This window comes from Microbacterium sp. Soil_C_42 (assembly GCF_057656735.1).
The window spans coordinates 12,280-35,225 of sequence record NZ_JBDGJU010000006.1 but is presented as its reverse complement, the minus strand read 5'-3'; the positions used below and the strand labels follow the sequence as shown (position 1 = coordinate 35,225).

Annotated in this window: 21 protein-coding genes; 7 read left to right on the top strand and 14 right to left on the bottom strand. The window is 65.3% G+C overall.

The window, feature by feature from the left end; genetic code table 11:
- Nucleotides 1–10: 10 nt before the first annotated feature.
- Nucleotides 11–331, top strand: coding sequence for a carboxymuconolactone decarboxylase family protein (locus AC3A46_RS05755; RefSeq protein ID WP_487664245.1), 321 nt, complete (start codon nucleotides 11–13; stop codon nucleotides 329–331).
- A 55-nt stretch (nucleotides 332–386) separates the two neighbouring features.
- Here AC3A46_RS05755 and AC3A46_RS05750 read toward each other — a convergent pair whose 3' ends face one another.
- Both AC3A46_RS05750 and AC3A46_RS05745 read right to left on the bottom strand, forming a co-directional pair.
- Nucleotides 387–1,148, bottom strand: coding sequence for an SDR family NAD(P)-dependent oxidoreductase (locus AC3A46_RS05750; RefSeq protein WP_487664244.1), 762 nt, complete (start codon nucleotides 1,146–1,148; stop codon nucleotides 387–389).
- Nucleotides 1,149–1,307: 159 nt separating this feature from the next.
- Nucleotides 1,308–2,081 carry an alpha/beta fold hydrolase gene (locus tag AC3A46_RS05745; RefSeq protein ID WP_487664243.1) on the bottom strand — a complete coding sequence of 258 codons (774 nt, stop codon included), beginning with the start codon at nucleotides 2,079–2,081 and terminating at the stop codon, nucleotides 1,308–1,310.
- Nucleotides 2,082–2,171: 90 nt separating this feature from the next.
- On the opposite strand from AC3A46_RS05745, the gene AC3A46_RS05740 reads away from it, so the two are divergent.
- On the top strand, nucleotides 2,172–2,906 hold the full coding sequence (locus AC3A46_RS05740; protein WP_487664242.1) for an alpha/beta fold hydrolase: 735 nt from the start codon (nucleotides 2,172–2,174) through the stop codon (nucleotides 2,904–2,906).
- A gap of 96 nt (nucleotides 2,907–3,002) precedes the next feature.
- On the opposite strand, the gene AC3A46_RS05735 is transcribed toward AC3A46_RS05740, so the two are convergent.
- Nucleotides 3,003–4,061, bottom strand: coding sequence for an ABC transporter substrate-binding protein (locus tag AC3A46_RS05735; protein WP_487664241.1), 1,059 nt, complete (start codon nucleotides 4,059–4,061; stop codon nucleotides 3,003–3,005).
- A 345-nt stretch (nucleotides 4,062–4,406) separates the two neighbouring features.
- Between AC3A46_RS05735 and AC3A46_RS05730 the strand changes: the two genes are divergently transcribed.
- Together AC3A46_RS05730 and AC3A46_RS05725 are read left to right on the top strand one after the other, a co-directional pair.
- Nucleotides 4,407–5,597, top strand: a complete 1,191-nt coding sequence (locus AC3A46_RS05730; RefSeq protein WP_487664240.1) for an ABC transporter ATP-binding protein — start codon at nucleotides 4,407–4,409, stop codon at nucleotides 5,595–5,597.
- Nucleotides 5,594–7,324, top strand: coding sequence for an ABC transporter permease (locus AC3A46_RS05725; RefSeq protein WP_487664239.1), 1,731 nt, complete (start codon nucleotides 5,594–5,596; stop codon nucleotides 7,322–7,324). Before AC3A46_RS05730 ends, AC3A46_RS05725 begins: the two co-directional genes overlap by 4 nt.
- Nucleotides 7,325–7,440: 116 nt before the next feature.
- Here AC3A46_RS05725 and AC3A46_RS05720 read toward each other — a convergent pair whose 3' ends face one another.
- Together AC3A46_RS05720 and AC3A46_RS05715 are read right to left on the bottom strand one after the other, a co-directional pair.
- Nucleotides 7,441–8,487 carry an NAD(P)-dependent alcohol dehydrogenase gene (locus AC3A46_RS05720; protein WP_487664238.1) on the bottom strand — a complete coding sequence of 349 codons (1,047 nt, stop codon included), beginning with the start codon at nucleotides 8,485–8,487 and terminating at the stop codon, nucleotides 7,441–7,443.
- A 20-nt stretch (nucleotides 8,488–8,507) separates the two neighbouring features.
- Nucleotides 8,508–9,353, bottom strand: a complete 846-nt coding sequence (locus AC3A46_RS05715; RefSeq protein WP_487664237.1) for an aldo/keto reductase — start codon at nucleotides 9,351–9,353, stop codon at nucleotides 8,508–8,510.
- 120 nt (nucleotides 9,354–9,473) lie between these two features.
- Here AC3A46_RS05715 and AC3A46_RS05710 point away from each other — a divergent pair, with 120 nt between their 5' ends.
- Nucleotides 9,474–10,373, top strand: coding sequence for a helix-turn-helix transcriptional regulator (locus AC3A46_RS05710; RefSeq protein WP_487664236.1), 900 nt, complete (start codon nucleotides 9,474–9,476; stop codon nucleotides 10,371–10,373).
- On the opposite strand, the gene AC3A46_RS05705 is transcribed toward AC3A46_RS05710, so the two are convergent.
- The 7 genes from AC3A46_RS05705 to AC3A46_RS05675 form a co-directional block, all read right to left on the bottom strand.
- Complete coding sequence (locus AC3A46_RS05705) at nucleotides 10,340–10,732, bottom strand: nuclear transport factor 2 family protein (protein ID WP_487664235.1); 393 nt, start codon at nucleotides 10,730–10,732, stop codon at nucleotides 10,340–10,342. The genes AC3A46_RS05710 and AC3A46_RS05705 overlap by 34 nt on opposite strands.
- 10 nt (nucleotides 10,733–10,742) lie before the next feature.
- The gene (locus AC3A46_RS05700; RefSeq protein ID WP_487664234.1) at nucleotides 10,743–11,546 is read right to left on the bottom strand and encodes a MoaF C-terminal domain-containing protein; all 804 of its coding nucleotides are present in this window, start codon (nucleotides 11,544–11,546) and stop codon (nucleotides 10,743–10,745) included.
- Nucleotides 11,543–12,679 (bottom strand): zinc-dependent alcohol dehydrogenase, encoded by a 1,137-nt coding sequence (locus tag AC3A46_RS05695; protein WP_487664233.1) that lies wholly within the window; start codon nucleotides 12,677–12,679, stop codon nucleotides 11,543–11,545. Before AC3A46_RS05695 ends, AC3A46_RS05700 begins: the two co-directional genes overlap by 4 nt.
- 118 nt (nucleotides 12,680–12,797) lie before the next feature.
- Complete coding sequence (locus tag AC3A46_RS05690; RefSeq protein ID WP_487664232.1) at nucleotides 12,798–13,484, bottom strand: ABC transporter ATP-binding protein; 687 nt, start codon at nucleotides 13,482–13,484, stop codon at nucleotides 12,798–12,800.
- Nucleotides 13,481–15,301, bottom strand: a complete 1,821-nt coding sequence (locus AC3A46_RS05685; protein ID WP_487664231.1) for a branched-chain amino acid ABC transporter ATP-binding protein/permease — start codon at nucleotides 15,299–15,301, stop codon at nucleotides 13,481–13,483. The genes AC3A46_RS05690 and AC3A46_RS05685 overlap by 4 nt, the downstream gene beginning before the upstream one ends.
- Nucleotides 15,288–16,151 (bottom strand): branched-chain amino acid ABC transporter permease, encoded by an 864-nt coding sequence (locus tag AC3A46_RS05680; RefSeq protein ID WP_487664230.1) that lies wholly within the window; start codon nucleotides 16,149–16,151, stop codon nucleotides 15,288–15,290. The genes AC3A46_RS05685 and AC3A46_RS05680 overlap by 14 nt, the downstream gene beginning before the upstream one ends.
- Before the next feature lie 86 nt (nucleotides 16,152–16,237).
- Complete coding sequence (locus AC3A46_RS05675; protein WP_487664229.1) at nucleotides 16,238–17,467, bottom strand: ABC transporter substrate-binding protein; 1,230 nt, start codon at nucleotides 17,465–17,467, stop codon at nucleotides 16,238–16,240.
- Between the two features lie 355 nt (nucleotides 17,468–17,822).
- Between AC3A46_RS05675 and AC3A46_RS05670 the strand changes: the two genes are divergently transcribed.
- A complete protein-coding gene (locus tag AC3A46_RS05670) occupies nucleotides 17,823–18,776 on the top strand; it encodes an AraC-like ligand-binding domain-containing protein (protein WP_487664228.1) in 954 nt (317 codons plus the stop codon).
- 88 nt (nucleotides 18,777–18,864) lie between these two features.
- Here the strand turns inward: AC3A46_RS05670 and AC3A46_RS05665 are convergent, their stop codons facing one another.
- Nucleotides 18,865–20,388 carry a GMC family oxidoreductase gene (locus tag AC3A46_RS05665; protein ID WP_487664227.1) on the bottom strand — a complete coding sequence of 508 codons (1,524 nt, stop codon included), beginning with the start codon at nucleotides 20,386–20,388 and terminating at the stop codon, nucleotides 18,865–18,867.
- Between the two features lie 17 nt (nucleotides 20,389–20,405).
- Nucleotides 20,406–21,887 carry an aldehyde dehydrogenase family protein gene (locus tag AC3A46_RS05660; RefSeq protein ID WP_487664226.1) on the bottom strand — a complete coding sequence of 494 codons (1,482 nt, stop codon included), beginning with the start codon at nucleotides 21,885–21,887 and terminating at the stop codon, nucleotides 20,406–20,408.
- 279 nt (nucleotides 21,888–22,166) lie between these two features.
- Between AC3A46_RS05660 and AC3A46_RS05655 the strand changes: the two genes are divergently transcribed.
- A complete protein-coding gene (locus AC3A46_RS05655) occupies nucleotides 22,167–22,874 on the top strand; it encodes a GntR family transcriptional regulator (protein ID WP_487664225.1) in 708 nt (235 codons plus the stop codon).
- Nucleotides 22,875–22,946: the final 72 nt, after the last annotated feature.

The following is a 22,946-nucleotide window of genomic DNA, read 5'->3' as shown; positions in this document are numbered from 1 at the left end:
GGAGAATCGAATGACACAAGAGAAGAGCCGAGCGCAGCAGCTGGTGGGCGACGTCGCCCCGAAGCTGGCCGAGCTCACCGACGAGGTACTTTTCGGCGACATCTGGGCGCGCCCCGGGCTCGACCGGCGCGACCGCAGCCTCATCACCGTCGCCGCGCTCACGGCGCTGGGCCGCACGGATCAACTCCGTTCGCATCTGACCCTCGCGCTCGAGAACGGGGTGAGCGTGGACGAGCTGTCTGAACTCGTCACCCACCTCGCGTTCTACGCCGGGTGGCCAGCGGGAATGAGCGCCGCGACAGTGCTGAAGGAGGTGCTACGCGCCCGCTGATGCGGCCACGCGCCCTCCCATCGGCGGTCGGTCATGTCGCCGCCGACGGGTGAGCCTAGGTGGTGGGCAAGGAATAGTTGAGCGACGTGCGGCCACCGTCCACGAACAGGCAGTGGCCCGTCGTGAACGACGCATCGTCACTGGCCAGGTAGGCGACGGCACCAGCCACTTCGTCGACCGTGCCGAGTCGCCCCAGCGGCGTGCGCGACTTGATGCCGGCCAACAGGTCGGCATCGTCAGAGACGTCCTGGGTCATGACCGTGGCGACGGTCGCTGGAGCGACGGTGTTCACGCGGATCCCGAACTGCGCGAGGGCGACTGCCATCGTCTTGGTAAGCGAGACGATGGCGCCCTTGGTCGCGCTGTACGCGACATGTTGGGGATTGCCGAGGAACGCGCCGACCGATGCCATGGTGACGATGGCGCCGGCCCGTCCGGCGTCGACCATCTGTCGCGCCGCCACCTGACTGGTGATGAAGGTTCCGTTGAGGTTGACCTCCACCGTGCGATTGAACTGACTGTCGGTCATCTCCAGAAAGTCGGTCGCCAGCACGCGCCCAGCGTTCGCCACGAGTACGTCAACAGGCCCGAGCCGGCGGAGGGTCTCAGCGAAGGCAGCCTCGACATCGTCGCGCGATGAGATGTCGCAGGCGATTGTGAGGACATCGCTGTCACCGAAGTCTGCCGCAGCCGTCTGGCTCTCGAGGTCGAAGACCGCGACCCGCGCACCTTCGGCAGCGAACCGCTCAGCGCAGGCTCGACCGATCCCGTTGGCTCCGCCGGTCACAATACAAACCTTGCCCTCGAACCGTCGCACTGACTTCCTCCGTTTGTCTCTCAGTCGGTTAGTGATCTTCCCCGCAGGCGCGGGCCGTCGACCATTGCGGGAGCGAACTCCGCAGGGCGCCGCGATGCGGGGAAGTTCGCCCCAGGCTACAGCCGGTCGAGATTCTTTTCAATGGTTACCCATTAAAGCTTACGCGGGGGATGAGGAGCGGGTAGGACGCGTTCGGGCCACATCGAGCAGTAGTGTCACGACCGCGTCGGGGTCAGTCACCATCACGTCATGCGCGGCTTCGATCACGCGGTAGTCGCATGGGCTCTGCGATGACGCGCGTTCGCGCGGGTTGTCGAGCGGGAAGGGGGTCGATGGCCGGCATTCCACATATACCGCCTGGTGGTTCCATGCTCTGGTCGCCGCCGGCACCGGATCGCACAGTGTCTTGAACGGCTGCGGCGTTATCTTGCCGTTCACCCATGCCGCGTCGTCGGGATCAAACACCCCCCACGCAGACGCATCGCTCACGGGTACCATCCAGCCCTCACCGGCGGCGGCGGCTTCACGCATGAACGCGCGCCCCGCCTCATCGAGAACGTCGAGCAGGGACTGGCCCGTCTTCGGCATCACCGCATCCAAGTAGACGAGTGTCCGCACGCGGTCGGCGACGATCTCCATAGCTCCGGTGGCCGGCATCCCGCCATAACTGTGGGCGACGAAGATCACATCCTTGAGGTCCTCGAACTCGAACACGTTCACGACGTCCTGGATGTGCGTGTTCAGCCCGATCTCGCGGCTCAACAGGTGTGCGCGATCGCCGAGGCCGGTCAGCGTCGGCGTGTGGACGACGTAGCCCGCGGCCCGCAGTCGGCGCGCGACGCGCTGCCAGCACCAGCCGCCGTGACGACCCCCGTGAAGCAGGACGAAAGGCGGCCGGGCGGCCGGTGCTTCATTGCTTGCTGTGTTCGTCACGTCGCACGGCTCCTCATCGAGCCCACTCTTGGGTTAGGCTTGAATATCAATGGTTAGCCTACAGTCATCGCGACGGTGTTGCGCTGTCCGATGGCAACGGACGAGGTATCGATGACAGCCCCTGATCGCGCCGCTCCAACCGTGCTGCTTCCTGGCCTCGCGTGCGGACCTCGGCTCTTCTTCGACCAATTGCCGACACTTTGGCACGCCGGCCCCGTGACGGTGGCCGACCACACGCGAGGCGAGTCGATCCCAGAGATCGCCCAGCGAGTGCTGGACGATGCTCCCCCTACCTTCGCCCTCGCCGCGCTCGCGATGGGCGGCTACATCGCCTTCGAGATCATGCGACAGCAGCCCGAGCGGGTCACGCGACTCGCGCTTCTGGGAACCTCCGCTCGACCCGTGACGGAGGTTCACGCGACTCACTTGCACCGGATGCTCGCGCTGGTGGATTCCGGCGGGTTCGAGCAGGTCGCACCCGAAGTGTTCCCCACGATCGTGCACTCCTCGCGTCGCGACGATGAAGGGCTGCGGCGTGCCCATGCCCGCATGGTGTCGGACACCGGAGCGGAGGCCTACAGTCGGCAGGTGCGGGCCAACATGCACCGACCCGACTCTCGCCCGTCTCTGTCGGCGATCGCGTGCCCGACGCTTGTTCTCGTCGGCGATGAGGATCAGAAGACGCCCCTCGACTATGCGACCGAGATCGCCGACGCCGTCCCCGACGCCGAACTCGTAGTGGTTCCGAAGTGCGGACACCTGAGCACCATGGAGCAGCCGGACGCGGTCAACGAGGCGTTGTCCCGTTGGCTGAGCATGCCCTGAGGCGAGGCGAGTAACGTGCCGATGCTTGTACGCATGTTCTCGCCATCCGCGCAACAGCGAGAGCCCGGTTCTTCACCGGGCTCTCGCCGTCAGCTGCTACCTGAAGATCTCGTTGTACCGAGCCGACCACTCCTGGACCCATTCAGTCGTCGCCTGCTCGGGGTCGAGCGTGACGACGTTCGCCGCGTCGAGGTTCTCTGCCCCCTCGATGCCCGGCAGCGGGCTGGCAGTTCCACCGCCTCCATTGAAGGCCGTCTGCCCATCGACCGACATCAGGAAGTCCATGAACACCTTGCCGGCGGCCGCGTTCGTGGACTTTTCAAGCACCGCGCCCACGTAGTTTGCGGCCCACACGTCATCGGTGAACGCATAGTCGATCGGCGCACCCTGGTCCTGCAACTCGAGCACGGTCGAGGGAGAGGTGATGATGATGAGGCCGATCTCGCCGGAGGCGACGGCCTGTGTCGCGGGAATCACCGAGGCGTAGAAGCGCGGCTTCAGCTTCGCGAGGTCATCGAGGTAGTCATCTCCGTTGACATCCTCAAGGAACTGGAGGTACCCGGCCGGCATGGCCTCCGGAATGCTGTCGAAGAATCCGAGCCGTCCGGTTCCTTCAGCGTCGAGCACGTCGTCGTAGGTTTCGAATCCGTCTGGATACTCATCCGTATTCCAGACCAGCGCCCCCAGCGGATTGAGCGCAACGCTCGGGGCCGTTCCCTCGACGCCCCAACGCGGATAATCCGCACTGGATGGCAGCTCGTCAAGACTCAGCAAGGCGTCCTCGTTGTTGAGGAACCAGAGCGGACTGGAGAAGATGAAGACGTCGGCACCGGGGCTGTTCCCCTGAACTTCCGCGTCGACGCGGGCCTGCAGTTCGCTGCCGCCTCGAACGATGTCGACCTCGATGTCGGGGTACTCCTCGTTGAACGCCTGAAGGAGCCGCTCGTTCATCGTTGGCGCCGCAACGCTGTAGACAGTGAGCCGCCCCCCGGCCCCTGCTTCCTCGACGACCGCGTCCCAACCGCTATCGGCTCCGGGAGTCTCATTCGCGGAAGTCTCAGCCGGGGCCGGACTGCTCGCACACGAGGCCATGGTGAGGATCGAAAGCGAAGCGATCGCGGCGAGAAGGACTCGAGCTCTTTTTCGGGTGGTCATGCCTTTCCTTCCTGAGTAGTGGTCGCGAAAGACGTGCAGCACGGCTGAACGGTGTCGACATCGTTGGCGCAACCCGGGAGCGGTTCCCAGCGGCGAATGCCCGCGCAATTCACAGGACCTGCCGCTTTCGGTTGACCGTACAGTAAGCCAACCTGCTCGCACAAGGATTCCCTCCAGATGCTTGTTTTTTCAGTGGACTAGCTTCGGGGTTGAGGCAACGAACAGACCTCTTGCACTGCACGTCGGCTATTGCTACAAATGATTAACCAAACATGTCTCCGAGTGGACTGTGATGTTGGCGCCGACGTCGGCGCCCGGACGCTATCAACGATGATGAGGATCTTCATGTCGCAACCCGTCGCCGCCGTATTGGACGAAGAGACGCGCACCCGCCGAGCACCCTCGCAGGTCACCATCTCCGGGCTCAACAAATCCTTCGGGCGCCGCAAGGACGCCGTGCACGTTCTGAAGGACGTCAACCTGGAGGTCGAGGCGGGTGAACTGCTTGTCCTCCTCGGCCCCAGCGGTTGCGGAAAGACGACGCTTCTGCGGTGCCTCGTCGGTCTGGAGCGGCCCGATGAAGGCCGCATCGATCTCAAGGGTTCCCGCGTCGTGGACTCTACGGACGGTCTCTTCCAGCCTCCGAACCGACGCGATGTGGCGATGGTCTTCCAGGACTATGCCTTGTGGCCGCACATGACGGTGAAGGCGAATGTCGCCTTCCCCCTCAAGGCCCGTCAGCTCGGCGACTCCCTGAAGGCCGGCCGCGTGGACGAAGTGCTCAAGATCGTCCAGTGCGGCCACCTTGCGGACAGATATCCGTACGAGTTGAGCGGTGGACAGCAGCAGCGTGTATCGCTAGCCCGGGCGCTGGCCTCCAAGCCGTCCCTCCTCCTGCTGGACGAGCCGTTGAGCAACCTCGACGTGCTCCTGCGCGTCGAGCTCCGGGCGCAGCTTCGACTCCTTCACCAGCAGATCCGCTTCACCGGAGTCCTGGTCACCCACGATCAGGAGGAGGCGCTGGCTCTCGGAACACGAGTGGCGGTGATGAACAACGGCAGGGTCGAGCAGATCGGAACTCCGAGCGAGGTGTACCGAGCCCCCGCGTCTGAGTATGTGGCCGATTTCTTGGGTGCCCGGAACCGATTCGAGATGACGACCACCCCCGGCGGCGGAGCCACGATCGAGGGTCAGGACGTCGGTCGCGCCTGGAAGAGCAGTAGTTCGGACTCCTTCGCGGTGCGTGTGCGGGATACCGCTCTGAAGCTGCGCCGGCCCGGAGAGTCGGGTTCCCCTGACGGTGCCGTCTGGCTTTCAGGGGCGACCATTCTCGAGATCCTGCCCGGCGGCGAGCGCAGCGAGTACGTCGCAAAACTCGGTGACAACCAGATCTTCGTCGCGGTCGAGAACGGGACATCGCCGCTCCGTCCTGGCGACTCTGCCGAGATAGGCCTGATCGCATCGCGAATGCTCTGCTATGGGAAGAGCGGGACGCTGACAACCGGAGCCGACCTGCTCATCGAGGAGAAGTCGTGAGCGCGCACTCGTCGACATCGTTTCCGACGTCTCCCAGCGCTGCGAAGACGACATGGATCGCCGCCGCTCGCGATGTCGTTAGGCAGAGCCCCTGGGTCGCGTTGGCGGTCGTCGTCGCGGCAGCCATCGCGCTGCCCGTGCTTCCGCTTCAGTGGCAGGCCTTCTCCGACGGGGCTGCGGGGTTCACGCAGCTGCTCGCGATGCCGGACCTCGGGTCGGTGCTCCTGACAACACTGTGGCTTGGCTTCGGAGCGCTGGTCGTCGCGATGGTGCTGGGAACGATGCTCGCACTGTGCGTGCAGCTCGTGACCCCTCGGGTCCGGAAGTACATCTCCTTCTTGCCGGTGCTCCCACTCATCATCCCGTCGGTCGCTCATGTGATCGGGTTCGTGTTCCTGTTCTCGCCCGAGGTCGGCTACATCAACACGTTCCTCAGGTCGCTCTCCCTCTCCGATGCGACGTCGGGGCCGTTCAACGTCTACACGTCGCTGGGGATCGTCCTCTATACGGGACTGAACCTGGCGACGTTCGTCTACCTGTTCGTGTACAGCGGTCTGCGTGATCTTGGCGGCGGATACATGCTGGCAGCCCGTACCAGCGGCGCTGGACCGCTGCGGACGCTCTTCACGGTCACCCTGCCTCTGCTGCGTCCGTCACTTGTGTACGGCGCGACGGTCTGCCTGCTCCTGGCACTCGGACAGTTCACGGGACCACTCATCTTGGGACGGCGCGAGAACGTGACCGTGCTGACCACGCGGATGTTCGAGATGACGCTGCAGTACCCCGTCAACTACCCGCTGATCGCCGCGTTGGGCTCTCCGCTGATCCTCATGGGTCTCGTTCTCGTTGTCGTCAGCAGGAGACTGCTCAGCAAGCAGGACCGATTCGTGGGAAAGGTCGACAACTTCGACAGCGCATCCGACCAACGATGGCTTCGCTTCGTGGCAGCCGGATTCGTCCTGGTGTTCTCCTTCCTCTCGGCCGTGCTTCCCCTGCTCGCGCTGATCGTCGTCTCGGTGTCCCGATTCTGGGGCGCGCCGATCGACCCCGGCGTGATGACCTTTGACAACTACCTGATGGTCTTCAAGAACCAGGCGTTCGTCTCCTCCATCTACACGAGTCTCAGCGTCTCGAGCCTCGCAGTGATCATCGTCATTCCCCTGGGGATGCTCATCGCATACGGGATCTACAACCGCCACAAACTGTGGGCGCCGATCCCACCGGTGCTCGATGTCCTCGCGAACATCCCGTTGACGCTCCCCGCTGCCCTTCTCGGATTCGGCTACCTCTTCGCGTTCACGTCGCCCAGCCTGCCGCTGTACGGCACCCAGGCGAGCTTCATCATCGCCTACGTGACGCTCATGATCCCGTATTCGGTCAGGTACCAGCTCGCGACTCTCGTAGCGGTGGGCAAACAGGGTGTCGAGGCTTCGCGTGCAAGCGGAGCAGGTCCGACACGTACGTTTGTGCGCGTCATGCTTCCTGCGGCGAAGAACGGAATCGCCGCGTCTGCGGCGATCATGTTCATCCTTCTCATTCAAGAATTCGGCGTCTCCGTGTTGCTGCGCACAGCAGGCACGAGCGTGATGTCGGTGGAGCTGTTCCAGCAGTACGACATCGGATCATTCACCCAGGTTGCAGTGATGGCGATCATCATGACGGTCATCACGGCGCTCGGCGTCGGCGTCGCGATGGTCTTCGGCGGCACTCGAGCCTTCGTCCGCTGACGTCATGTCGAAGCTGAATGGGAGGCTCTGGCCGGGCCGCCCCACGCGCGAGCCGGACGATGTTGACGAGAGATGTTGTTGGAGCGCCTGCTCGTCTTCTCGCCGAACGGCCCCCCTCAGTTCAGCGTGGCGATGTCGATGACGAAACGGTAGCGCACGTCCGAGTGCAGCACGCGATCCCACGCCTCATTGATCCCTTCGGCGGCGATCAGTTCGATCTCGGGCGCTATCCGGTGCTCGGCACAGAAGTCGAGCATCGCCTGGGTCTCGCGCAGGCCGCCGATGCTCGAGCCGGCGAAAGAACGCCGGTTGCTGAAGAGCGCGAACACGGGAACCGGGATCGGCTCGCCTGGCGCACCGACGTTCACAAGGGTTCCGTCCAGCGTCAGCATCGACAGGTACCCGGCGATGTCGATCTCGGCCGACGAGACGGTGTTGATGATCAGGTCGAACGTGTTCGCCAGCTCCGTGAAGGTGTCGGAGTCGCTTGTGGCGTAGTAGTGGTCCGCCCCGAGCACGAGCGCGTCGTCCTTCTTGCCCAGCGACTGCGAGAGGACCGTCACGTCTGCGCCCATGGCGTGAGCGATCTTCACCGCCATGTGTCCTAGTCCGCCCAGCCCGATCACCGCGACCTTCTTGCCTGGCTCGGCCTTCCAGTGCGCCAACGGCGAATACGTGGTGATCCCGGCGCACAGCAACGGCGCGGCCTGCTCGAGCGGGATGGCGTCTGGCACTTTCAAGACGAAGTCTTCGACGACCACGACGTGGGTCGAGTACCCGCCCTGGGTGATCGTGCCGTCCAGGTCCGGGTAGTTGTACGTCTGCGTGAAGCCATTGAGGCAGTACTGCTCGAGTCCGGCGAGGCAGTTCACGCAATCTCGACACGAGTTGACCATGCAGCCCACCCCGACTCGGTCGCCGACGGCGTGAAGGGTGACCTCGGTTCCGACTTCCGCGATGATGCCGACGATCTCGTGGCCGACCACGAGTGGAAACGTCGTCGGGCCCCAATCGCCGCGCACGGTGCTGATGTCGGAGTGGCAGATGCCGGCGTGGGTGATCTCGATGAGTACGTCGCGAGGTCCCACGTCACGGCGCTGGATGGTGGTAGGGGCCAGAGGAGCGGTGGCCGAGGTGGCGCCGTAGGCCTTGACGGTGCGCATGCGGGTCTCTCTTCCCTCGATCAGTTGAAGCGAGTGGCGGCGAGACGGCGCACAGCCTCCGGCTCGCGGTGGTCGAAGAACGCGCTGGTCTCGGTGTCGAGTCCGGCGATCGTGCTCATGTCTTCGTCCGTGAGCGCGAAGTCGAACACGTCGAGGTTCTGCGCCATGCGGTCGGGGCTCACCGTCTTCGGGATCACCACGATGTCGCGCTGGATCATCCAACGCAACGCCACCTGCGCGACCGACTTCCCATATGACTCTCCGATGGCGGCGAGCGTTGGGTTGGTGAAGAAGTCGCGCTTGCCCTCGGCGAACGGTCCCCAGGCTTCCAGCTGTACGCCTTCCGCTTTCATGAGTTCCTGGTAGCGGGCGTTCTGGCGGAAGACGTTCGTGTCGATCTGGTTGACGGCGGGAACGATCTCGTTGTTGAGGATGAGGTCGAGCAGGCGGTCCTCGGCGAAGTTCGACACGCCGATCGCGCGAGCGGTCTTGTCCGCGTGGATGGACTCCATGGCGCGCCACTCGCTGTAGTAGTCGCCATAGGGCTGGTGGATGAGATAGAGATCGACATAGTCGAGGCGAAGTCGCCGCAGCGAGTTGTCGAACGCACGCTGCGTGTTTTCCTCGCCGGCATCCTGGATCCACAGCTTCGTTGTGATGAACAGCTCGTCGCGCGGAATGCCGCTGGCGGCGATCGCGGCGCCTACCGCTTCCTCATTCTGATACATCGCTGCTGTGTCGATGAGACGATAGCCGGCGGCGAGCGCGTCCGACACGGCCTTCTCGGTCTCGCCCGGCCCGACTTGGAAGACACCGAAGCCGAGGATCGGCATCTGGACGCCGTTGTTGAGGGTGACGGTTTGCATGGGAGAACAGCTTTCGTTCGTGGAGCGTTGGCTGATTCGACGCTACGTCGTACCGGGTCGAGGCTGGGAGACAGAGCCGTTGTCCCCCACGCGCGCCGACCCCGGGATAGCCTCGAATTCATGGATCCGAAGGTTGAAGCGCGGGAGTTCCTCACCGCAGCGCGCGGCCGCGTCTCCCCCGAACGTGCCGGCGTTCCGATGTTCGGCGGCGAACGGCGGGTCCCCGGCTTGCGCCGCGAGGAAGTGGCTCAGCTTGCCGGAGTCAGCCTCTCCTACTACACACGGATGGAGCGCGGCGACCTGGGCGGGGTCTCCGAGATCGTCCTGCACTCGGTAGCGAGGGCTCTACGCCTCGACCACGCCGAGACTGCACACCTCCTGGACCTCGGCCGCAACGCGACCGGATCCGGCGCCCGCCGCACGCCTCGGCGCGGCGAAGCGCGCCTCTCGCCGGACGTAGCCCATCTCATTGACACGATGCGCGACGTACCCGTCATTGTCAGTAACCGACTGGGCGACATCGTGGCGTCCAACCGCCTGGGCCGCGTTCTGTTCGCCGACCTCTTCCCAGCCGAAGCCGCACCGCTCAACCAGTTCCGCTACACGTTCTTCGATCCGCGCGCTCGCGACTTCTACGCCGATTGGAACACGACGGCGCGATCCGTCGTGTCCAGCATGCGCCTGGCCGCGGGCCACGACCCGAACGACCGTGCGCTGATGGCGTTGATCGGTGAGTTGGTGACACGCAGCCCGGAGTTCAGCAACTGGTGGTCCGGGCACACGGTTCGTGCCCACAACACCGGCCGCAAGAGCATCAACCATCCGGTCGTCGGCGAGATGACACTCGTCTACAACGTGCTCACCCTCGAATCCGCGCCCGACACAGCGATCACGTCGTACCTCACCGAGGCGGGCACGTCCTCCGCAGACGCACTCGACATGCTGAGGAGCTGGGCTGCCGATCCGATCGCGAATCCCAACTCCGGTCAAAGGCCCGACGCGGCGTCATTCACCAGCTGACTGTCGGTGATCTGCTCGAACGCGATGACGCGCCCCTCGGCGAGCGTCCAGACGTGCGCGACACGCGCGGCGAATGATCGCCCGGTTCGACGGTTCGTTCCGCGGTAAGTGCCGAGTCCGACGATCACGTCTCCGCCATCGACGATGTGGTCGACGATGAGCGTGAATCCGTCCCAGTCCTGTTGAATCCGGGCAAAGACGTTCTCGGCAACTGCCTGCGGGCCGACGTAGGTTCCGGCATAGGGAAACCCGGCGGCCTCCGTCCACCGCACGTCCTCGTCGAGTGGTGCCAGCATGCCGGCGAGATCGCCCCGATCGGATGCCGCGTAGTGCGCGCGGATGATGTCTGCGTTGGTCATGTTCGACTCCTCAGATCGGCTGAGCATCGGGGTACGAGACTGCCCCGAGCGGATAGATGTGGCCGCCGCCGCGGGAGTGCTCCGCTTGACCGGCCCCGTTGAGGCCGAGGAATATCCCGGTCGTGCGCAGTTGGTACCCGAGATCGTGCAGCCACACGCTCGCAACGGCAATCCGGAACTCGCGGAAGCAAAAGAGGTAAAGACCGTCGTCGAACTTCCACACCGTCGAGAGGTCGGTGTCGCCGTGACCACGCTGGACACCCTCGATGCACTGCCAGCAGTAGCGCTCACTCGACAGATAGACGTGCTCGTAGAGATGATCGGGACTGTAACGGTAGACGTTGCGCTTCCCGATGAGATCACGGCTCGGCGCCGGCGGCTCCCCCGTCGGCGCTCCGCCCGCCTTCGTGCCGGCCCAGAAGGTCTGTGCCACCTGCGGCAGCCCCTCGGCCGCCTCTTCGGCGATCACCGAGAGCACGACGAGCGCGCGACGAGTCGTCGTCGAGTAGACGAGAGTGAGCGCGGTGCGCTCACGACTCGTCAGCGGAAGGTTGACGAAGATCACATCCGTGCGCACCGCGACGGCGTCGTACGGGTCGACAGTAGGCCGGTTCGTCGGGAGCACACCCTGCGCAGACCATGTCACCGTGGTGTCAGCGAAACTGAGCGCGAGTTCCGAGCCGTCATCTAGTCGAATCTCGAACGACTGACCTGCAAGCGAAGTGTTAGGTAGTCGAAACGTGTCGATCCCGGCAGCAAACTCGTCGTAGGTCCGCCATGTTTCGTGGGCCGGGTCGGCGATCGGTCGCGTCATGTGGTGTCCTTACTTTCTTCGCGGTGCGGATCGATGACGGCCTTGATGACCCCGTCCCGGCGGGCGGCGATGAGCGCGAAGGCCTCGTCCACCTGATCGAGTCGGAATCGGTGGGTGACGAGCTCTCTGAAGGGGAACTCGCCACGCGAGAGCTGCGCGATAGCCGGTTCGAACCCGCCGGCAGAGAGGAAACTCGGCAGCACGTCGATCTCGCGGGTGAGCAGCTCCTCGTCTGCGAGGAAACTCACGGCCTTACCCGCGCCGCACGCGCCGGCGAGCACGACGCGACCACCACGGCGTACGGTTTGCACAGCATCCCGCTGAGCGGCGACGACTCCGGCCGTCTCGACCGCGACATCAGCGCCGTTGCGACCGAGCAGCGCCCGCACAGCGGCCGGGATGCTGTCGACCTCAGTGGCATTGATCACAGCATCCGCACCGAATCGGCGGGCGAGTGTCAGGCGTTGGGCGCGCGTACCGACGACGACCACGCGACCTGCGCCAGCGCCTCGCGCAGCGGCCGTCGCAAGCAACCCGACAGGACCAGGACCGATGACCACGACGTCATCCCCGGGCTCGACCCGCCCCCTCGCGACGGCGCGATGTGCGACAGCGAGAGGTTCGACGAGCACTGCGTGGTCCCACGGCATACCGACCGGCAGCCGATGGATGATGGCGGAGTCGGGAGCGAACACGTAGTCCGCGTAGCCGCCCCAGAGCCCGGGATGCATGCTCCGCGGGATGTTGATCCCGTACTGACGACCCCTCCCGAGCCCGGAGCATGGGTCGTCAAGCTCACACAGGTTGTAGCGTCCCTCCCTGCACCGTGCGCATGCACGACACGGAAGGAGCATCTCGACGGCGACGTGGTCCCCCGCCGCCACCCCTCGCGCCTCCGCCGCTCGCGAGCCGATGGCGGCGACCTCTCCCACGAACTCGTGCCCAGGAACCAGAGGGAAGGGATCGCCGATGTGACCGGCGAGGAGATGGAGGTCAGTGGCGCAGATCCCGACCAGCGCGATCCGGATCAGCAGATCGTCCGGTCCGAGTTCGGGAAGGGGCGTCCTGTCGACCCGAGTTTCGCCGACAGCATCGAAGACGACCTGTCGGGTCGTACCGACGAGCGTCGTCATACTGTTTCCCCGGTCAACCGCCGAGCCACGGACGGCTTCGATCGACTCGCCGCCGGGGTCGAGGCGGTGCTCGCACGATGAGCGTGGATCTCCCGCACGAGCACCGCCGCCTGTGCACTCATCCGAGGTACGCCTTGCGGAGGAGAGTCTCGTCTGCCAGCAGTTCTCCGGGCGCTCCCTGGAACGACACCCGTCCCCCCGTGACAACGACTGCACTGCTCGCCACACCGAGAGCGAGATGCGCGAACTGTTCGACGAGCAGGACGCCGACCCCGGTCTCAGCGATGTGCTTGATCGTGGGGATGAGCCGCAGGAAGACGACCGGTGCAAGGCCGAGCGACATCTCGTCGATGAGCAGGTATTTAGGCTTTGCGGCGAACGCGCGAGCCAGCACGACCATCTGCTGCTCGCCGCCGGACAGCAGCATTGTTGTGCTGTCGATGCGCTTCTCGAGCTCGGGGAACAGGGAGATCGCCGCATCCATGTCCGTCTTCGTGCGGGCGGCCAAGCGGAGGTTCTCTCGCACTGTGAGCGAAGGAAAGATCATCCTTCCCTGTTCGACGTGCTTGATCCCCGCGAGTGACCGCTGTCGACGAGACAGGCGCCGCACATCCTGCGAATCGAGGGTCATCTGTCCGGTGACCGTGGTCACGACCCCCGAGATCGCCTCGAGCAGACTGGTCTTGCCCGCCCCATTGGGTCCGACCAGGGTGGTGATCTCGCCTGGCTGGATCTCCAGGGAGACTCCGGAGATCACCGGCCCGATTCCGCGCCGCACCGTGACGTTCTGGAGCACGAGGCTCATGACAGCATCTCCGTCTCCCCCATGTAGGCCTTGATGACTTCCGGTTGCGACAGCACCGCATGCTGCCGACCCGACGCCAGCACCTCGCCGAAGTTGAGGACCACGATGTTCGAGCACACGCTTCTCACCAGGTCCAGATCGTGCTCGACGATCAGGAGCGTCACGTCGAAGCGCTGCGGTACGGCTCGGAGGCGATCAGCGAACGCCACGTGCTCCTCGTGAGAGAGACCGGCGGCCGGTTCGTCCAGAAGCAGCAATCGCGGACTCGCGGCAAGATTCGCAGCGACCTCGATGAGGCGCCGTGTGCCGACGTCGACGAGATGCAGCGGGGTGCCTGGGGCAGGACAGCCGAAGAAGTCGAGGACCTCCTCGAGTCGCTCCTTGGGCGCGCTGCGTCCGGCGAGGAAGGCTACGTACGCACCGACCGTCATCGTCGAAGGCACGCGGTCCTGCTGAAAGGTGCGGCGGAGGCCCGCGCGTGCGATCTGATGCGGTGCGAGGCTGTCCAGCGGGCGCCCTCCGAGGTGGATCGTCCCGGTATGGTGCGGCAGGAATCCGGTCAACGCGTCGATGAACGTCGACTTCCCCGCCCCGTTCGGACCGATGAGACCCAGGATCTCGCCCGTGTGCACCTGGACATTGACGCCGGACAGGGCGGCGACAGCCCCGAACTGAACCGACAGATCTCGCACGTCCAGCAGCACGTCCGGCTGCGCCTCCGGCAGCGGCGCATCAAGGAGTTCGAGTGATGCCAGCCTCAGGTCGGCACCGCTCTTCCCACTCTTGCGTCGCCTCCGGAGAAGCAGCCGCCGGATGTCGCTTCCAAGGTTCGAGTTGGTGGTGAGTGCTTGGATGCCGAGGATGGCGAAGGCGATGTTCGACCACTCCAGCGGGATCTTGAACTGCTTCAGGATCTCCGGAATGAGCACGAACAGGAGCCCGCCAAGAAGCGTCATCTCGATGAAGTGCGCCCCAACCGCGATCGCGAGCACGTAGAGGCCCAGGGAGTTCAGCGTCTGGAACGTGATGTAGTTGGCAGTTGTGACCTGACCGACGATCAGCCCGCCGGCGATCCCGCCGATGAATGCACTCACGGTGAACGCGCTCAGCTTCGCCGTGATAACGCTCGTTCCCGATGCCGCGGTGCCACGCTCCGAGAACGCGACAGATCGCCATCCCGCTCCCCACCGGCTGCGCTGGAGGAAGAACACGGCGAGCGCCACGATCACGACGACACCGACGACGAAGAGGAAGTAGGAGCGATTGCCCGACAGGTCCGAGGTGCCAGGGATTCCGAAGGGACGCGCGACACGGACGTTCGACCACTGGTCCGGGAACGACACCTTCTGCAGTGTCATATCGAGCGCCGCGGCGACCCCGAGAGTCACAACAGCGAGATTGACGCCCCGCAGTCTGAGCGCAGGCAAGCCGACGACAAAGCCGAGGAGCGCGGCGGCAGCGCCTCCCACCAACATCGCGACAATGAAGGCGAGACCGCCCAGCGCCGGATAGAGCCCGGTCTGTGTCATCAGAAAGTCCAGCACCCACCCACCGACGGCGGCGAAGGAGAGCTGGCAGAGGGCGATCATCCCCGCGGTGCCCGTGACGATTCCCAGCCCTATGAGAGACATCATCGCGACCAGCACGGAGGTTGAGATCAAGAGCCAGTAGTCAGGAAGGGTGTACGCCAGGATGAGGGCGACGACGAGCGCCGCGACCACTGTGCCCCAGAGCCGCCAAGGCCGGTCGGAACCCGATCGTGCGGCCCCGGGACCCACGGCGGTGGTGGTTGTGGTGTGAAGGTCAGCGCGCGACATCCCAGACCTCCTTTCGCTGGTTCCACAGCAGGAAGAGCACGATCACGATGAGCGGCACCCAATCTCGAAGGAGTGTGATCTGGGGGAACGAGGTGAGAAGGCCCTGCAGGCCGCCGACGAGCAGACCGCCGACGATGGTCAGCCAGAGGCTCGAGAATGCACCGACGAGCGCCGCCGCCGCTGCGGGGATCAGGAGCACGATCATCGAGGTCGCGCTCGCGGCTTGGGTGTTGCCCACGATGGAGATGACGAGCCCGGACAGCCCGCCGGCGACCCCCCACACCAGTAGCTGCAGACCCTTGACGTTGACGCCCATGAGTTCGGCGGCGGTCTGGCGGTCGGAGATCGCCCGAAGCCGCACGCCGAGGGGCGTCCAGGTCAGCACGGCCTTCGCGAGCAGCGCGACCCCAATAGCGACCAGGAGCATCATCGCGCCGACCTTCGTCACCGTGATGGTGCCGAACGACAGGAGCGGCCCGATGAGCAGCGGCGGGTTGGCCTGCGGGCGCGTCCCGAACACGATGAACGAGAGAGACATCAGGCCGAGCAGCGTGGCGACGGTGACAGCCGAGCGGGCGGTGGTGCTGGACTCGCCCAACCATGTCGAAATCACCCAGCCGAGCAGACACGAGATCGCGGCGCTGGCGATGACTGCGATGCAGACGACCGCCCAGTCGGGGAGTCCGAGCGGCATGAACCTGAGCGAGAGGTAGGCGCCGAAGACGCCTACGGCGACCTGCGAGAAGTTGATCACGCGAGTCAGTGCGGCCATGAGGGTGAGCAGGACGCCGAACACGGCATACAACGCTCCGGAGCTCAGGCCGACGATGAGGGAACCGAGGATGTCCACGTCACTCCTTCGATCTTCGTTGGCAGAGGGTGTAGACGGTGCGGCGCGGGGCGTGAACCCCGCGCCGCACCGTGCGGGAAGCGTTATCAGCTCGCTGGGACGGTGGTGTTGACCCATCCGATCTCGTCGCCGACCAGCAGCGGACCGAGCGACTCCCACTCGTTGGTCCCGGCCCGCAGCACGACGGGATACGCCGTGTTGTTCGGCTGGTGGAACTCGGCGTCGCCGAAGATGTACTCGCTCTGTGCCATCGGCGAGTCGATCGGATCCGTCATACCCTTTGCGGCAGCGGTGAAGCTGTCACGGGTGATGTCCCCGTCGATGGACTCGAGGATGTCGAGGAAGTACTGCGCAGCGAGGTATCCACCCTGCGCGAACGACGTCTTGGGCACACCATGTGCGTCCATCGTCGTTGCCCACTCTTCGACCCCGTCGATGCTCGAGTCGCCGTAGGGAGCGAACTCGGCGGGGAGGTAAATGTCGCCACCGTACGCGGCAGACGCGGCGAATTGGTCGGAGTAGCACGATGTCAGCACCAGGAACGGCAGGCTGATGCCCTGGTTCGATGCTTCGCCGAGCAGGCCGAGAACCGCGTCGCCGACCTCGTTCATGAAGATGGCGTCGCAGTCCTGGCTCTTCAGGTTCGAGACATTGCCTGCGTAGCTGGCCTGTCCGCGCACGAGCGAGGTGTCGAGATAGGCCAGCTCGTTGCCGGTGGCGTCGCCCCACGCCTCGATGGCCTGCTCGTAGGCGGCCTTCGAAGCTGCTTCATCCGGGACGATGACCGCGCAGATGTTCTCGAAGCCGAGCTCCTCGGAGCCGTAGGAGAGGGTCGCGAACGTATCGAAGAACGGACCGGTGTTCGCTGGCGCGATGTTGGGCGTGGCGAAGCAGTAGGGATCGACTCCGGTCCCCTGGATCGAGATGATGCCGTTGTCTTCCCAGGTGGTGTGGTTCACCGCGCAGTCGAGCAGGGACGAACCTCCGACGAGCGCGATGGCATCGGACGACACCGCGTCCTGCGCCGCGGTCGCCGACGCCGCAGGATCCGTCTTGTCATCGAAGACGTTGTATTCGATCGGCCGGCCGTCGAGCCCACCCGCCGCGTTGTAGTCGTCGAAGACTGCTTGAACGGCCTGTGGGGCTTCGGGGAAGAACGTCAATCCGCTCAGCGCGGCGACAACGATCGGTTCGCCGGTGGCCGCTTCGCCGCCTTCCGACGGCGTAACTCCACCGGCGGATGAGCAGCCGGCGAACGCCAGGGTACTGGCGGCGAGGACGCCGATCGCCGCGATCAACTTGTGTGACTTGCGCATGTTTGCCTCTCGATCTCGGTGCGGGACGACCATGTCCCGACGAGGGAACCGCCATGGTCTTCGGTGTGCTCGCACTGATTTCGATCCCGGGGTTGCCAGGGCGCAGGTCGTTCGGGTCTGCCGCTTTGCATCACCCGGTGTCGCGAGCCAGCTCGCACACCTTCGGTTCGAGGCTAGGTACCCGCGTCCGCTCGCACTTGACCCACCGTGAAAAGGAATTGTCTGTGCGTGAACGCTCGCCGTCGGGGGGTCGACTGCGCCGAGCGGGAGTGAGCTCGTAGATTCGATCGCCCGACGTAGCGCGGCGTGGTACGATCACAAGCGATCGTATACGATTCGCTCACGATGGAGTGATATGCCCGAATCAGCAAGCGGCGCACCGAGTATCGCGGTGGCCGACCTCCAGGACTTTGCCTCCTACCGCGCGACGGTCTCACACGCGGTCGTCGCCCTCGACGTCCACGCGGAGGAGCCAGAGTCCTTCCGCGGCAGACTGGACGCGGGCATCACTGGAGATATCCACTTGTTCGATGTGCAGGCCAACAGTCATGGCGTGCACCGCACCCCGGCGCTGATCGCGTGCGCACCGCAGCGGTACTTCAAGTTCTCGCTCATCGAGCAAGGCACCGGGATGATTGTGCAGGACGGGCGGGAGACCGCGCTACGCCCCGGCGACATGGCCCTGTACGACACCGACAAACCGTACTCCCTCGTCTTCGACGACGACATACGGATGTCGATCGTCATGTTCCCGCGCGAGCTGCTCGACATTCCTGCCGACCTTCTCAGCCGGATCACCGCGATGCGACTGGACGGCGCGAACGGCGTGGGCGCGATGATCCGGCCGTACCTCTCCACCCTCACTCGCCAGATCGGCGAGGTCGACGGGCATATAGCGCGACGACTGTTCCGCACCGCGTTCGACATGGTGGGAACGCTTCTGGAGTCGGAACTGGGCGACGCGACCTCCGCCACGTCGCACGATGGCCTCATGCGACGAATCCTGGACTACATCGACGAGCATCTCGCTGAGCCGGACCTCAATCCCGGTCAGATCGCTGCCGCTCATTTCATCTCGGTGCGGCATCTGCACGCGCTCTTCAGCGACCAGCAGACGACCGTGTCGACGGTGGTGCGCACGCGACGCCTCGACCGGTGCTACGACGACCTGATGAGCCCGGTCCTCGCGACGCGGTCGGTCACCAGCATTGCCCTCGACAACGGGTTCGTAGACGCCGCTCACTTCAGCCGGACGTTCCGTGCGCACTTCGGGGTTCCGCCCTCGTCGATCCGCCGCGAACGCGTATAGGCGGCTCGCGCCGATCCCCTGGCCCGACCACGACAGAAGGGGGCCTGGACGCACGTGACCAGGCCCCTTCTGTCGCTGTCCTCGCTGGTTACGAGTGAGTGTCCTCGAGAAGATAGGCGGCGCCCCGTTCGCCGATCAGCACTGCCGGCGCGTTCGTGTTCCCCGTCGTGATCACCGGCATGATCGACGCGTCAACGACGCGCAGCCCATCGACGCCGCGAACTCGCAGCCGGGGGTCCACCACGGCCTCGTCATCGACGCCCATCCGACACGTCCCCACCTGGTGGTGGTAGGTGATGGCCGTTCGGCGGACGTACGCCTCGAGTTCCGCGTCTGACACATCGGACCCCGGGTACACCTCAACCGCTCCCCACTCGTCGGCAAGCGCCGCCTGCCGCCCGATGGACCGGCACTGACGCACCGACGCGACGAGCGAGCGCACGTCGTCAGGGTTGGCAAGCGCGCCGAGGTCGATTGCGATCGGGTCATCGAGCTCGGGACCGGTGAGCGTGAGCGCGCCACGGCTCTTCGGGGTCACGATGCCGGCCATGAGGGAGAAGCCGTCGTCGGTCACAGGCTCGAGAACGTCACCGAACATCGGCACCGAGAAGTTGATCGGCTGGGTGTCCGGGACCTCGAGATCGGGCAGGCTCCGCCAGAACAGATGCGTCTGGGTGACGGACACGTTCGGCGACGGAGGTCCGACCCTCTTCGCCGTCGTCGTGAAGATCACCGGCGAAAGCAGGTGGTCATGGAGATTCTTGCCCACCTGCGGCGAATCGATCACCACATCGATCCCGAGCGCGTCGAGCTCCGCGGCGGGCCCGATTCCCGATCGCAGCAGAATCGCCGGCGAATCGAGGGCGCCCGCGCACAGGACCACCTCGTCGGCGAGGAGTTCGAGTTCCTCGCCGTCCGCTCGATAGCGCACGCCGACGGCGCGCCCGTCCTCGACGATCACCGAGTGCACGTGCGCTCCCGTCCGGATCGTCAAGTTCGCGGCATCCCGGATCGGCTTCAGATACGCCGTCCACGTGTTGACGCGCTGCCCGTCACGCATCGTCACCTGCTCCTGCGACACGCCGTCTAGGTGGTCACCGTTGTAGTCGGGATTGTGCTCGAGACCCTCCTGCACGGCCGCCTCGATGATGGAGACCTGGATGGGGCTCAGCGCGTAATCGTCCGAGACCGGAAGCAGTCCTTCCGCCCCGTGCATATCGGACTCGCCGCCCGAGTGCGATTCAATCGCCTTGTAGACAGGCAGGACATCCGCCCACGCCCAGCCCTCGTTGCCAAGCGCCGCCCATCCGTCGAAGTCCTGGGGCGCGCATCGCACCCAGATCATCGCGTTCAATGCGTGCGATCCGCCGAGCACCTTCCCTCTGGGCAGGTGAAGGCGTCGACCGTCGGCGTGGGCCTGCGGAACCGTGTAGTAGTCCCAGTCCTCGGCGCTGTGCCAGAGCTCGCCCATCCGCATTGGGTCGTGGATCGCCGGGTTCGTGTCCTCGCCGCCGGCTTCGAGGAGCGTGACCTCGAGTCCGGCGTCCACCAGTCGCCGGGCGACCACCGAGCCCGCTGATCCTCCTCCGACGACGATTGCGCTTCGTGCCATGTTCTGCTCTCCCATTTTCAACCGTTGATGACCTGCGGCACGGCGACCGCCTTGAGACCCTCGACGCCAAACTCCAGGCCGTACCCCGAGCCCTTGACGCCCCCGAAGGGGATCATCGGGTGCACTCCTCCGTGCGCGTTGATCCAAACGGTGCCCGACTCGATGCGCTGGGCGATCTTCCTCGCCTCCGCACGGTCACGGGCCCACACCGAGGCACCCAGGCCGACGTCGAGTCGGTTCGCGCTGGCGATGGCGTCTTCGACGTCCGAATAGCGGACGACCGGCAGCGCGGGACCGAACTGCTCTTCGTCGACGAGCGCGACGCCGTCGGTCACATCGGCGACGATGGTGATCGGGTAGAACAGGTCGCCGATCTCGGTCGCCGGTTCACCGCCGGTGACCACGCGCCCTCCATGCGACTTCGCGTCCTCGACGAGGCGCGAGACGATGTCGAACTGCTGCTTGTTCTGCAGCGGGCCGAGGACGTTGCCCTCGTCGAGTCCCGGACCCATCGGCGTCTGACGGGCGACATCGGCGAGAGCCGCGACGACATCCTCGTAGATCGAGTCGTGCACGTAGAGGCGCTTCAGCGCGGCGCAGGTCTGGCCTGTGTTGATGAATGCCCCCCAGAAGAGGTCCTGGGCGATCGCCTGCGGGTCGGCTCCGGGCAAGACGATGCCCGCATCGTTCCCGCCCAGCTCGAGGGTGAGGCGGGCAAGGTTGCCGGCCGAGCTCTCGATGATCCGGCGCCCAGTGGCCGTCGAACCGGTGAACATGACCTTGTCGATGTCGGGGTGCGACGCCAGGCGCGCCCCGACTTCACGATCTCCCGACACACCGATCAGCACGTCCTCCGGGAGCACCTCGTTCATGACGGCGAGCAGTGCGAGCACACTCAGCGGCGTGTACTCGCTCGGCTTGACCACCACGGTGTTGCCCATCCGCAGAGACGGTGCGACCTGCCAGATGGTGATCATCAAGGGCCAGTTCCACGGTCCGATCGCACCGACGACACCGACGGCCTTGTAGATGAGCTCGGCGTGCACGTCGCCGTCGTCGACGACGATTTCGGGCTCCAGCACCGTCGCGGCGGCCGTGCGAAGCCACGCCGAGCAGGCGCCCACCTCGAACCGTGCGTTGGGCCCGTTCAGCGGCTTACCCTGCTCCCGCGAGAGCAACCGCGCGAGCGCTTCGGCGTTCCTGTCCACTGCGTCGGCGACGCGAACGAGCAGAGCGCTGCGTTCTGCGTGGCCCAGCGCCTCCCAGCCAGGCTGTGCTGCCGCGGCACGCGCGATGGCGTCGTCGAGATCGGCCGTCGAGTGAACGGGCGCGTAGCCGATCAGGGCTCCCGTCGCGGGATCGTGGATGCCTCGACCCGTGGCTTGACCGGACTGAACGCGATCCAGCAAGTCCTGCTCGGGCTCCTGACGCCCGGCCGAAGCAGATGGTTGGTCGCCGCCCAGAGCGGTTTCTGTCAGGGCGGGCGTGGGGTCGGACATCACGTTCTCCTTTGAAGTCGGAAGTTCACATTGTGGTCGCCCCGGGGTTCCTCGGCTTGCCTCGCAGTGCGGTGTTGATGTCTCAGCGCGAACGACCCAGCTGGAGGGGTTGCCGGACCGCGAGTCCGGCGATGTCCTTGACGAGGGCACCGTGATCGGACGGCGGCCTGGATCGCCACGGTCATCAGTCGGCCGTTACACGAATGGGAGCCAGAACTCCGTGCGCACTGCTCGACGATGTCCGGATCGCCTCGTTCCTGCCCGCGTGAGGCGGCCGCGATGACTATTGCTCCCGATGGCTCGCCGCCCCGCTCATCATCGCGAGGCAGCAAGTCCGACCGGGCGTACCAGTGGATCAGGGAGCGGATCGCCGGCGACGAGTTCCGTCCTGGCCATCGGCTGGTTCTGGGGCAGATCGCAACGGAGCTGCGAATGAGCGTGGTACCGGTGCGCGAGGCGATCCGGCGACTGGAGGCCGAGGGCTTCGTCACCTTCGAGCACAACGTCGGGGCTCGGGTCGCGCAGATCGACGAGGGCGAGTACTCGAACACGATGCAGACGCTAAGCGTTGTCGAAGGGGTAGCGACGGCGCTGTCGGCACCATTCCTCCTCAGCCATGATCTGGATCACGCTGCGGCCATCAACGGACGGATGCGGATGCTCTTGCGCGACTTCGACCCACTCGCGTTCACACGACTTAATCAGGAGTTCCACTCCGTGCTGTACGAGCCGTGTCCGAATCCGCACATCCTCGACCTGGTCCGCCGCGGCTGGTCGCGGCTCGCCGGCCTTCGCGAATCGACATTCGCGTTCGTCCCTGAGCGTGCGTCGGATTCCGTCGAAGAGCACACCGAGCTGCTCGACATGCTGCGGGACGGCGCGGACTTCGTCGCTCTGGAAATGGCGGCGCGGCGCCATCGCTGGCGAACGATGGATGCCTACCTCAACGAGCGCGCCGCAGGCGTCGGTGCACATCTTGTCCGGTGACCGCGGTCTCGCCGCGAATCAGCGGAGCGGGTGGGCTTTGGACAGAAACCCACCCGCTCGTATCACTGGTGA

Bases quoted from the DNA above. Each gene is read 5' to 3' on its own strand.
- AC3A46_RS05755 (WP_487664245.1), top strand. From the start codon at position 11: ATGACACAAGAGAAGAGCCGAGCGCAGCAGCTGGTGGGCGACGTCGCC.
- AC3A46_RS05740 (WP_487664242.1), top strand. From the start codon at position 2,172: ATGGCAACGGACGAGGTATCGATGACAGCCCCTGATCGCGCCGCTCCA.
- AC3A46_RS05735 (WP_487664241.1), bottom strand. From the start codon at position 4,061: ATGACCACCCGAAAAAGAGCTCGAGTCCTTCTCGCCGCGATCGCTTCG.
- AC3A46_RS05730 (WP_487664240.1), top strand. From the start codon at position 4,407: ATGTCGCAACCCGTCGCCGCCGTATTGGACGAAGAGACGCGCACCCGC.
- AC3A46_RS05720 (WP_487664238.1), bottom strand. From the start codon at position 8,487: ATGCGCACCGTCAAGGCCTACGGCGCCACCTCGGCCACCGCTCCTCTG.
- AC3A46_RS05715 (WP_487664237.1), bottom strand. From the start codon at position 9,353: ATGCAAACCGTCACCCTCAACAACGGCGTCCAGATGCCGATCCTCGGC.
- AC3A46_RS05710 (WP_487664236.1), top strand. From the start codon at position 9,474: ATGGATCCGAAGGTTGAAGCGCGGGAGTTCCTCACCGCAGCGCGCGGC.
- AC3A46_RS05705 (WP_487664235.1), bottom strand. From the start codon at position 10,732: ATGACCAACGCAGACATCATCCGCGCGCACTACGCGGCATCCGATCGG.
- AC3A46_RS05700 (WP_487664234.1), bottom strand. From the start codon at position 11,546: ATGACGCGACCGATCGCCGACCCGGCCCACGAAACATGGCGGACCTAC.
- AC3A46_RS05695 (WP_487664233.1), bottom strand. From the start codon at position 12,679: ATGACGACGCTCGTCGGTACGACCCGACAGGTCGTCTTCGATGCTGTC.
- AC3A46_RS05690 (WP_487664232.1), bottom strand. From the start codon at position 13,484: ATGAGCCTCGTGCTCCAGAACGTCACGGTGCGGCGCGGAATCGGGCCG.
- AC3A46_RS05685 (WP_487664231.1), bottom strand. From the start codon at position 15,301: ATGTCGCGCGCTGACCTTCACACCACAACCACCACCGCCGTGGGTCCC.
- AC3A46_RS05675 (WP_487664229.1), bottom strand. From the start codon at position 17,467: ATGCGCAAGTCACACAAGTTGATCGCGGCGATCGGCGTCCTCGCCGCC.
- AC3A46_RS05670 (WP_487664228.1), top strand. From the start codon at position 17,823: ATGCCCGAATCAGCAAGCGGCGCACCGAGTATCGCGGTGGCCGACCTC.
- AC3A46_RS05665 (WP_487664227.1), bottom strand. From the start codon at position 20,388: ATGGCACGAAGCGCAATCGTCGTCGGAGGAGGATCAGCGGGCTCGGTG.
- AC3A46_RS05660 (WP_487664226.1), bottom strand. From the start codon at position 21,887: ATGTCCGACCCCACGCCCGCCCTGACAGAAACCGCTCTGGGCGGCGAC.
- AC3A46_RS05655 (WP_487664225.1), top strand. From the start codon at position 22,167: ATGACTATTGCTCCCGATGGCTCGCCGCCCCGCTCATCATCGCGAGGC.